Source organism: Rummeliibacillus pycnus (genome assembly GCF_050459865.1).
Taxonomy (GTDB): Bacteria; Bacillota; Bacilli; order Bacillales_A; family Planococcaceae; genus Rummeliibacillus; species Rummeliibacillus pycnus_B.
In genome coordinates this window covers 1-10,886 of sequence record NZ_JBCMNM010000032.1, presented here as the reverse complement: position 1 = coordinate 10,886, position 10,886 = coordinate 1, and the positions used below count along the sequence as shown (strand labels likewise).

At 37.4% G+C, this 10,886-nt stretch carries 12 protein-coding genes and 1 riboswitch; all 12 genes read left to right on the top strand.

Going from position 1 to position 10,886, the window contains the following annotated elements; translation table 11 throughout:
- The first annotated feature begins 264 nt into the window (after positions 1–264).
- A riboswitch (cobalamin riboswitch) is annotated at positions 265–454 on the top strand.
- Positions 455–553: 99 nt separating this feature from the next.
- The gene (locus ABE048_RS08580) at positions 554–1,519 is read left to right on the top strand and encodes an ABC transporter substrate-binding protein (protein ID WP_430310606.1); all 966 of its coding nucleotides are present in this window, start codon (positions 554–556) and stop codon (positions 1,517–1,519) included.
- Complete coding sequence (locus ABE048_RS08575; RefSeq protein WP_430310604.1) at positions 1,516–2,511, top strand: FecCD family ABC transporter permease; 996 nt, start codon at positions 1,516–1,518, stop codon at positions 2,509–2,511. Before ABE048_RS08580 ends, ABE048_RS08575 begins: the two co-directional genes overlap by 4 nt.
- A gap of 2 nt (positions 2,512–2,513) precedes the next feature.
- Positions 2,514–3,989 (top strand): adenosylcobinamide amidohydrolase, encoded by a 1,476-nt coding sequence (locus tag ABE048_RS08570; RefSeq protein WP_430310602.1) that lies wholly within the window; start codon positions 2,514–2,516, stop codon positions 3,987–3,989.
- Positions 3,990–4,946, top strand: coding sequence for an adenosylcobinamide-phosphate synthase CbiB (gene cbiB / locus ABE048_RS08565; RefSeq protein ID WP_430310601.1), 957 nt, complete (start codon positions 3,990–3,992; stop codon positions 4,944–4,946).
- Positions 4,933–6,021 (top strand): pyridoxal phosphate-dependent aminotransferase, encoded by a 1,089-nt coding sequence (locus ABE048_RS08560; protein ID WP_430310599.1) that lies wholly within the window; start codon positions 4,933–4,935, stop codon positions 6,019–6,021. Before cbiB ends, ABE048_RS08560 begins: the two co-directional genes overlap by 14 nt.
- On the top strand, positions 5,994–6,572 hold the full coding sequence (locus tag ABE048_RS08555; protein WP_430310597.1) for a bifunctional adenosylcobinamide kinase/adenosylcobinamide-phosphate guanylyltransferase: 579 nt from the start codon (positions 5,994–5,996) through the stop codon (positions 6,570–6,572). The genes ABE048_RS08560 and ABE048_RS08555 overlap by 28 nt, the downstream gene beginning before the upstream one ends.
- A 14-nt stretch (positions 6,573–6,586) precedes the next feature.
- On the top strand, positions 6,587–7,363 hold the full coding sequence (cobS, locus tag ABE048_RS08550; protein ID WP_430310595.1) for an adenosylcobinamide-GDP ribazoletransferase: 777 nt from the start codon (positions 6,587–6,589) through the stop codon (positions 7,361–7,363).
- Positions 7,336–7,935, top strand: coding sequence for a histidine phosphatase family protein (locus tag ABE048_RS08545; protein ID WP_430310593.1), 600 nt, complete (start codon positions 7,336–7,338; stop codon positions 7,933–7,935). The genes cobS and ABE048_RS08545 overlap by 28 nt, the downstream gene beginning before the upstream one ends.
- Complete coding sequence (locus ABE048_RS08540; RefSeq protein WP_430310591.1) at positions 7,887–8,285, top strand: bifunctional adenosylcobinamide kinase/adenosylcobinamide-phosphate guanylyltransferase; 399 nt, start codon at positions 7,887–7,889, stop codon at positions 8,283–8,285. Before ABE048_RS08545 ends, ABE048_RS08540 begins: the two co-directional genes overlap by 49 nt.
- Before the next feature lie 561 nt (positions 8,286–8,846).
- Positions 8,847–9,443, top strand: a complete 597-nt coding sequence (locus ABE048_RS08535; protein ID WP_430310589.1) for a cob(I)yrinic acid a,c-diamide adenosyltransferase — start codon at positions 8,847–8,849, stop codon at positions 9,441–9,443.
- Positions 9,444–9,446: 3 nt separating this feature from the next.
- Positions 9,447–9,929 (top strand): ECF transporter S component, encoded by a 483-nt coding sequence (locus ABE048_RS08530; RefSeq protein WP_430310587.1) that lies wholly within the window; start codon positions 9,447–9,449, stop codon positions 9,927–9,929.
- A 3-nt stretch (positions 9,930–9,932) separates the two neighbouring features.
- Positions 9,933–10,613, top strand: coding sequence for an alpha-ribazole-5-phosphate synthase (locus ABE048_RS08525; RefSeq protein WP_430310585.1), 681 nt, complete (start codon positions 9,933–9,935; stop codon positions 10,611–10,613).
- The last annotated feature ends 273 nt before the right edge of the window (positions 10,614–10,886 follow it).

Below are 10,886 nucleotides of genomic sequence, written 5' to 3'. Positions count from 1 at the left end.
CCGCGGAAAGCGCCTGTCTGCAGCGGAATACTCAAAATCTATATATTGAAAAGTTAATGTGTTGAAATGATCCTATTTAAAAACAAAAATGGATTTATGAAATAGATTCAGATTGAAACCGTGGACAGCAGTAAAATCTCCAAAGAGGAGAAGCTTACTGCTGTTTATTTTAAGGTCATTTTTTGTTTCAAATGCTATAGAAAAAAACTATTATCTAACCTTGTCTTTCATAAAAAACAAATATTCGGTATAATGATAAACAATTCAATAGATAAGTAGTACGGTTTTCGACATTTACAAAATGTTGATTGAAAAGGGAAATCGGTGAAAGTCCGATGCGGTCCCGCCACTGTATGTGTGAGCAATTCGTCATGGCCACTGAAAAATTTTTTTTGGGAAGGCGCGATACGCGATGAACACAAGCCAGGATACCTACCGGACTAAAATCACCAATAACTACGAGGATAGAAGGGTGCTAGTGTACTTAAATATACTGGAATCATGATGTCTCTCGAAAAAACGAGAGGCATTTTTTTATGAAGGAGGCATTTTGATGAAAAAAATTTGGCAACTGGGTTTCTTACTAACAATGGCGTTTGTTCTACTTGTTGGATGCAATCAAAGCGAAACTCAAAAATCATCAACTGAGAAAAGTGAAAAGACTACTCAAACTACGGACAAAACAACTACATACCCTATGACAGTAAAAGATGCACTTGGGAATGAGGTAGAATTCAAAGAAGAACCGAAAAAAATCGTATCACTGATCCCAAGTAATACAGAAATCTTATTCGCACTAGGTTTAGACGACAAAATCGTTGGTGTAAGTGATAACGATGATTATCCAAAAGCCGCTACCAAAAAAGAAAAAGTAGGCGGTATGGAATTCAATGTTGAAAAAGTTTTAAGTTTAAAACCAGATGTTGTATTTGCACATGAATCGAATGCAAAATCAATTGAATCAGGATTACAACAATTGAAAGATGCAGGGATTACCGTTTTTGTTGTAAAAAATGCAACAAATTTTGAAGAAACATATGACACAATCAAACAACTCGGTCAAATTACAAATAAACCACAAAAAGCAGATCAAATCGTTGCTGATATGAAAGCGAAAGTAAAAGAAGTACAGGATAAAGTAGCGAATGTTAAACAACGAACTGCTTTTGTTGAAACCTCAGATGTACCTGATATTTACACAGCAGGTAAAGATACATTTATGCAAGAAATCTTCAACTTAGCGAATATAAAAAATGTTGCGGATGATCAGTCAGGTTGGTTCAAAATCGATCCAGAACAGATTATCAAACGTAATCCAGATACTATTATTGTGATGGAAGATTATGTTCCGAATATCGTAGAGAAAGTAAAAAAACGTCCAGGCTTTGACAGTGTTACTGCTGTTAAAAATAACGCAGTTGTGCTAGTAGATCAAAATTTAACAGCTCGAACTGGTCCTCGCCTTGCTGATGGGTTAGAGGAAATAGCAAAAGCTGTTTATCCAGAGGCATTTAAATGAGGAAAATAGTAGTCGGATATATCGTAGCCATACTCATTCTATTGATGAGTATATGGCTCGGTATTTCTGTAGGTTCTGTAAAGGTACCAATTAGTACGTTATGGAATACTGGAGCTGATGAAACGGCAACAAATATTTTATGGAATATTCGTATGCCCCGTGTCATATTAGCTGGACTTGTTGGGGCTGCATTAGCTATTGCTGGTGCTGCCTTTCAAGGATTGTTAAAAAATCCGCTTGCCGATCCATATACGTTAGGAGTGTCATCCGGTGCCTCAGTTGGTGCCGTGATGACGCTCTTTTTCAGTATTACAGCCCCTGTATTAGGGATTTATACATTACCCATTTTCAGTATGTTAGGGGCATTGGTATCATTGTTTGCTGTTTTGGGATTTGCTAGATTGGTCGATCGCTCTATGAAGATGGAAACGCTTATTTTAACAGGAATCATAGTGAGTTCATTTTTAAGCTCGGTCATATCGCTAATGATTGCACTAACAGGAGAAGAGCTTCGCCAAATAATTAGCTGGTTGATGGGGAGCGTATCGATGCGTGGGTGGCCTTATGTCAAAATGATTTTGCCATTCATCGTAATTGGTTCGTTAATACTATGGTTAAATCGTCGTGAACTAAACGCTATGTTATTTGGAGAGGAACGAGCAAAATATTTAGGAGTTAATGTGAAGAGAAGTAAACTAATGCTTTTAATCGGAGGCTCTATGTTAACTGGTTCGGCAGTTGCAGTATCTGGTACGATTGGCTTTATTGGTCTAGTCGTACCACATATGACAAGATTACTGTTTGGAGCTGATCATCGTCATCTTTTACCTTTATCTTTTATCAACGGGGCATCGTTGCTGATCGTATGTGACTTGCTGGCTAGAACAGTCATTGCTCCAACAGAATTACCAATTGGTGTCATTACAGCCTTTATTGGAGCACCAGTTTTTGCTTATATTTTCTTCCGTCAACGTAGAACGAAAGGAGCATAGAAATGCTTATTGTAAACCAACTTAGTGGTGGATATGATCCGAGAAAGCCGATTATCAAAAATATTTCCTTTACTGTGGATAGAGGACAGTTTGTCGGTATATTAGGCCCGAATGGGAGTGGAAAGTCAACACTTATTAAAGTAATTAGTGGAATATTGACGGCAACCAGTGGCACAGTTCTAATAGATGGAAAAAATCGAGAGGATTATACAACAAAAGAATTAGCACAGAAAATGGCTATATTGCCACAATTGCATGCACATGCATTTTCACATTCAGTTCGTGAAACCGTATCAATTGGACGTTATCCATATCAAAATAGCTGGTTTCAAACATGGTCGAAAGAGGATGAAGAAGCTGTTACAACCGCAATGGAACAAACGGGAATTGCTCAATTCAAAGACCAACATTTAGAGTTTCTGTCAGGTGGAGAGCAGCAGCGGACATTTGTTGCACAGGCGTTGGCACAACGCGCTGATTTATTGCTATTAGATGAACCGACTAATCATTTAGATATCGAACACCAGCGAAAATTAATGGATATGATTCGGCATGAGGTTGTAAATAATCGTTTAACAGTTATTTCTATTTTCCATGATATGAATTTAGCCTCTCTTTATTGTGATCAATTGCTTTTACTTGAAAATGGACAAATTAGCTCAATGGGTGAACCACATGAAGTTTTAAAAGAGAAGCAAGTGATGGAGGTCTACCATACGAAAGTTTCGAGTTATCCACACCCTGTATTACCGAAGCCACAAGTTACCTTAATACCAGAATTACAAGAGGAAAGACAAAGAACTTCTAAAATCACTGCACAACAAATAAAAATTCGTGATGAATTTGTTGAATTACAAACATCTTTTCCTTTAAAAACGGTCTCTTCTGCAGTTCATAATGCAGGCTTTGGATGGTTCCAAACATTTATCAATCGAGCAGTTAACAAAAATTATATGGCTGAAGATGCACATGAAGAATTAAAGCAATACCTTGAGAAATATGGTTTTTCACCGTCTAATACAGTAGCCATGATGACAGCAGTCGCATCTAAGCATGTTGTAGTTAGGGAGTTTTCATCTACGAGTGGAAGCATCGTTGTTGCCGTAACAGCGGGTGTGGGAAATGCAGTTGATGTTTCGAAAGCATATGAACGTTCTGAAAAACCTCATATTGGAACGATCAATACATGGGTTTTCGTTAATGGTACATTAACGGATGAATCTTTTATGCAAGCGATGATAACAGCGACTGAAGCGAAAGTAAAAGCTTTAGCAATTGAGAATATTCAAGACCCAGTTTCAAAAACAACTGCAACCGGAACTTCAACAGATAGTGTACTAATTGCTGCTACACAAAGGGAACCATTCTTCGAATATGCAGGGACTATTACAGGAATCGGTAAATTAATCGGCCGTGGTGTATTCGAAACAACATGCATTGCATTACAAGAGTATAAACGTGCGAAAGGGGTCCTGTAATTGTTAGCACATTTAATCGCCTGCACGCTTGGCGTCATGCTCGATCGTCTAATTGGCGATCCTCCAAAGATGCCACATCCGGTAAGATGGATTGGAAATACGATTCAGTGGTTAACAACTCGGCTAAATAAAGGGGAATATCGAAAGTTGAAAGGGCTTCTTCTAGTTCTTTTAGTTGTTGGGATTACAACAATCGTATCCTATTTAATCGTTATTGCTGCCTATATGGTGGGTACAATCTTCGGCATATTAGTAGAAGGAGTTATGATTGCCATAGCATTAGCACAAAAGAGCCTTCAACAAGCGGCAATGGATGTCTACACTCCACTGGTGGAGGGCGATATAAAAGAAGCCCGTGTAAAACTTTCTTGGATTGTCGGGCGTGATACGGACAAGTTATCCGTACCAGAAGTAACTAGAGGTGTTGTCGAAACGGTTTCTGAAAATACAAGTGATGGCGTTACAGCACCATTATTTTGGTCATTTCTATTTGGAGCAGCTGGAGCTTGGATGTACAAAGCTGTAAATACACTTGATTCTATGGTTGCTTATAAAAATGAAAAATTCGGCGATTTCGGATTTGTTGCGGCACATACAGATGATGTTTTTAATTACATACCGAGCAGAATAACAGGATTTCTCATGTTAATTGGAACGAAAAAAGAATCCGTGCATTCATTTTTATATCGTTTGAAAGGCTGGTTAAGAGATGCGAAAAAGCATCCGAGCCCTAATAGTGGATTTTTAGAAGCAGCAACAGCTTATCAACTTGGAATCCAACTAGGTGGTACAAATAGCTATAAGGGAATTATTTCTGAGCGAGCAAAAATGGGAGAGCCAGAAACAGAACTTGCGCCAAGACATATTAAAATAGCTATTGAACAGATGCATGCAGTCACAATCTGGTTTTGGTTTATCGGTGTTGTTATAGGGGGGATTTATATTGTCATTACCTAGTCATGGAGCTAATCCGCATCGCCTATATGAACAATTATCTATTAAAGAACCTATTCGAATTATTGATTTTAGTGAAAATGTGAACCCTGTTGGACCACCAACTTTCATTAGAAAAAAATGGGACAAATTATTTCCTCTTATCTCACGCTATCCGGACCCACAAGGGCAACCATTTTTATCAGCTGTGGCTAATTATCATGGGGTTAGTGAGGAACAAGTTTTACTTGGAAATGGGGCAGCAGAAATCTTTTCATTACTTGCAACATTATTTCAGAAAAAGAGGGCGATTATTATTCATCCAACTTTTTCTGAATACGAAGCGACTTTAACGGCAAATAACGTAGAAATGGTTCATCTTGAAGTGGAAGATATAGCAACTTGGAAGCTTCCAATTCATCAAATATTAGTAGAGATGCAGCAAGCGGATGTTTTATATCTTTGTACACCTAATAATCCAACCGGTGTATTGCCTCCGAGAGAGGAATTACTTTTGCTCATCGAAGAAGGGAAAAAGGCAAATTGTTCTATTGTTTTAGATGAAGCGTTTATCGATTGGATTGACGAAAAAGCATCGATGATTCCTTATTTAGATGACTATCCCAATATTATGATCGTCCGTTCTATGACGAAAATGTATGCTATTGCTGGTGTTCGGTTAGGCTATATGATTGCATCACCAAACATTATAGAAACGTTGCAAAGAAAGACTTCTCATTGGCATATTAACGGGTTAGCAGCTGTTATAGGCGCTACTTGTTTGGAAGAAAATGATTATCGAGAAGAAGCCATTTACTATGCACAGAAAAGTAGAAATGAATTTACAGCATTTTTACAACGATATGGCTGTAAAACATCTATGAGTGTGACGAATTATGTAAGTTTTCAATTACCACAGCCGAAGCAAACCAAGGTATTCTTCCGTGATATGCTCGAAAAAGGATTTGTTCTTCGCCATACAGAAAATTTTAGAGGGATGAATGGCGAATGGTTTCGAGTGGGGATGAAAGATGAAAAAGCGATGAAGATGTTACAAAAGGAGATGACTTCATGGCTGAAACAGAATTTATCTTTATAACTGGTGGAGTGCGGAGTGGTAAAAGTGCTTATGCTGAACAACAGTTACAGTCTTTAGCAAAAAACTATCATACGAAGCGACTTGTTTATGTGGCTACAGGTGTAGCGTTTGATAACGAAATGAAGAAGAGGATTGCAAGACACCAACTTGATCGCCAAAAGCAACAATGCAATTGGATTACGTTGGAACAACCGACAAATTTACTGCAACTGTTATCAAGTATCCAACAGGGAGACGTTGTGCTTTGGGATTGTGTAACAACATGGCTAACCAATGAGTTTTATGAAGGCTTTGAAACAGGAACGTGCAATTGGCAGCAGCCTTTGAAACTTGAAAAACGGATAACTGAAATGAAAACAACAATTCTACAACTACATTCGATGAGAGTCCCACTCGTCATCGTTTCCAACGAAGTATTAGATGAGCCTATATCAAAAAGTCATGAGGTAAAGCTTTATCAGGAACATTTAGGAAATCTTCATCAATGGTTTGTACAACAGGCAACACAAGCAATTGAAATGGAATATGGCCATGTTCACAGATGGAAATAGAGAGAGGTGAAATGATGAAAACTGTGATAAATGGAATATTATTGGCATTTCAATTTTTCACCGTCGTACCAATCAATAAGGAATTACCATTAACGAAGAAAACCGTTACCGCCATGTTCTCCTTTTTGCCATGGCTCGGAGCAGTAATGGGAGCTAGTATGGCAGCCATATTTTACATACTTCAAACATATACCGATATAAGCCCAATGCTAACAGGATTTCTTCTTGTGTTCGGATATGTGATTTGGACTGGCGGATTACACTTAGATGGTTTTGTTGATATGGGAGACGCTTTTTTTTCATATCGTAATATAGAAAAGCGTATCGAAATTTTAGATGATCCACGTATCGGGGCTTTTGGTGCGATGTCATTAGTATTTTTGGTGTTAACGAAAATATTTTTCTTATCAGAATTAGTTGGACAACAAGATTTTAATTGGATCTGGTTAATTGCGGTTCCGTTTTTTTCTCGATTAGGGATGTCTATTTATTTCATTCAGACGAAAAGTTCAAAAGAAAAAGGATTAGGTTATTTCTTTAAACAGCATTTACATCCCAAGTTTTGGCTAATTAACACGATTTTTTCTACGATAATCGGTACTTCACTCATTGTTTGGTTAAGTGGTCAATGGCAATTGATAGTGATAATACTCATAATTGTGGTAGTAGCAGCACTACTTTATAAGTGGTGGACGATTCGGAATTTCCGTGGTAGTTCTGGAGATTTGCTTGGTGCATTTATTGAGGGAATGGAGGCGGTGTTATGGATTACGCTGTTACTGTTTACTTAATTCGCCATGCAAGAACAAAGAGCAACAACGAACATCGCTATTTAGGGTGGACAGATGAAGCCATTTTACCAAATCAGAACTTGCCAGCTATAAATAGTAAATGTGAAATGGTTTTTGGTAGTGATTTAAAACGTTGTAGGCAAACGGCCAAGTTCTATTTTCTAAATGCCTCGTATTTTGAGGATGCTGGGTTTAGAGAAAGTAATTTTGGTGAATTTGAAGGGAAAACTTATGATGACTTAAAGGATATCTCTCAATATCAGAAGTGGATTGATGATCCAAATCATTTTGCACCTCCAGCTGGTGAAACATTAATAGACGTCACCAATCGTTGTATAGCTGCTTTTAAAAGATTGCAAGAAGGTTTAAACAAATATCCAATCATTTTACATGGTGGTACAATCCGTACATTACTTGTTCAATTGGCACCAGAACCTAGTAACTTTTGGGATTGGCATGTATCTCATGATGAAATGTTCAAGCTTCAATGGTCTACGAGAGAAGCTTTTAAGGAGGGAAAACGATGCACGTCTTTATCGGTGGTGCCTATAACGGCAAACATGAATATGTAAGACGCTGGCTACAAGAACAAGAGCTAATCGAAGTTGAATGGTATGTAGGGCAATTACCGAAAGCACCAACTAGCAAAACAGTTGTTATTTCGGGACTTGAGGAGATCATCAAACCATTACTTGAACAAGATGAAAAATTGCTAGCTACCCAAATTGTAGAACAGCTACAATTATTAGATAAGAAACATCAAATAATCATCATTGCATCAGAAATAGGAAGAGGTATCGTACCGATTGATCAACAAGATCGGCAATTAAGAGATACCCTCGGACGATTGTATCAACAATTATTTGCAGTAAGTGATCAAGTTACAAGAATTTGGTATGGAATAGCTGAAAAAATAAAGTGAAACTTCCTATCTTGAATTATTCATAGCCACAATAAAAGTTGTGATTTTTATTTAAATTTATAGAAGTAGGTCACTGAAAAAGTTAAATTAGCTTAATTTTTATGATGAAAATCTGGTGTGTCCATCTTAGTCTAAGTGGAATTAGCGAAGACTCAAAAAGAATTTATGGATGAATCAATTTCATATTTTAAAAAATGAACATTCAATATAGATCTATTTTATACGCTATATATATTAGAATCGTATCAATGAAGCGGAAGATGGCGACTCCTGCGGGAAAGCGAGACAGGTGAGACCCCGCAGGAAGCGATTAAGGAACGGAGTCTAAGAACGCCACGTCCTGTGGCAACGACTCCGTGACCAACATCCTGTTGCCCCGAGGAGGCTCAACGCTCGCCCGCGGAAAGCGCCGTCTGTAGCGGAATGAGTAGTAATACCGAAAAATACATTACTTAACACAAATTAAAATTCTTGTTATTTAAAGAAGCCTATTTATGAAATTGATTCAAATAATTTAGGTTCATTAATATAATCAAAATAAAAAAGAAAGAAGGATGAGAGATGAATTTATACACACGTACAGGTGACAAAGGCAAAACAAGTATTATTGGTGGAAGAGTAGATAAAGACGATTTACGAGTAGAGGCATACGGCACAATTGATGAACTCAATTCTTTTATTGGTAAAGCAATGACAGAACTAGATAAAGAAAAATTCCAAGATATCTTGCAAGACCTAGAAAATATTCAAAATGAACTGTTTGATTGTGGCGGTGATTTGGCAAACGTGATGAAGGAACGCCATTATAAGATGACAGATGAACCCATCGAAGAAATGGAGAAACGTATTGATATCTTAATGGATGAACCACCATTACTAGAAAAATTCATCTTACCTGGTGGTTCGCCTGCAGCAGCTACTTTGCATATTGCCCGGACGATTGCTAGACGTGCTGAGCGTCAAACAGTGACATTACTGAAAAACGCAAAAGAGGGAGATGTCCCTACAGTTGTACAACGTTATTTAAACCGATTGTCTGATTACTTATTTGCAGCAGCACGCGTAGCAAATTCACGATTAAATGTAGCTGATATTGAATATATTCGAGGTGCCAAAGTGTTTAGAAATGGCGGACGAAAAGACAAAACAAAGGACTAGATAATGATGAAATTAAGAATTATTACGTTAACAGCAATGGTATCCGCATTGTGTGCAGTAGGTGCAATGATTAAGATTCCTGTAGGGGTTACGTCCGCTGCACTTGATTCTGCTCCTGCATTTTTAGGAGCAGCTCTCTTACCAGCACCTGCGGCAGGAATTGCAGCAGCGATTGGACATATTGTTTCAGCTGGTGTAGGTGGTTTTCCATATGGACCATTCCATATTCTAATAGCTATTGAAATGTTCCTTGTTGTTTGGGGCTTTGCGAAATTACATCAAAATAAGCATCAAATTTTAAAATGGGTATATGCTATTATTGCTAATGGCATTTTATCTCCGCTACCATTTTATTGGTTAATTTCACCGGAAATGTTCTATGGAGTAACGCCGGGGATTTTGATAGCAACAATCATTAATGTTGTTATTGCGGGAATTTGTATGCCTATAGTATCAAAGGCTTTTGCGAGAAGAGAGGCTCATTAATAGATGAGAAATGCATTACAATTGTCGAATGGTTTTATCGTAACTACCGACAATTCTGGCGCCATTGGTCAGAAAAAACTAGATGTCGTAAATGTTCCAGATGATATGACAAGTTATTTTTCAGCCCGCGTAACTTTGCTTGAGCAATGGGCAGAAGGCGCAGAACCTGAAGCAATTATTTTGCACAATTTCAGTGATGAAGATGCTTGGCAACGCTATGTAGCAGGTATTAGTAGATTATTTAATGAAATGGGAATGGTAATACCTAGAATAACAGGCAGCACGGAGTCCAATATAAAGACAATGCAATCAGGGATAGCCGTTACGATGATTGGTGAACCTGTAAAAGATTTCCCACCTATTCAAGCTCTTAAATGGTTTACATATGGCAAACCATTAATTGGGAACGAATTAGTAGCTGAACCGGAAAAAGTCGCTAATATGAAATGTATTTATGAAGCAATTCAACAAGGGATTATTGGTCGTATTTGGCCGGTAGGATCTAAAGGAATTTCAAAAGAAGCTCAAATCTTGTTTGGCGAAATATCATTTGACTGTGCATGGGATATCTATAAATCTGCAGGTCCTTCAACAGTCGTTATACTCGGTATTTATGAGGAAAAACTACAACAAGCAAAACAATTTTTTGGTGAATTATTGCAACCGATTGTTTTTAAACTTTAAAGACTTTAGGTTGGAAAAGACCATAGTAGATATAAAAACCAAAATATAAGAATCCTTTTTGAAGGTTATTGCGTAATTGTCTTAACCTTATCAGAAATGGATTCTTTTTTATTTTATAAAATTAAAGAAGTGGAAGAAACTGCGAGATCCCTGTGGAAAAATAAGTGAGAAAGACCCTAGAGCAAACGAATTAAGGACACTGAAAAAGTAAAAATAAAAAAAAAATTATAATAAAAATCTTTTAAAGCTATCTTTATTGAAGTGGAATTAGCG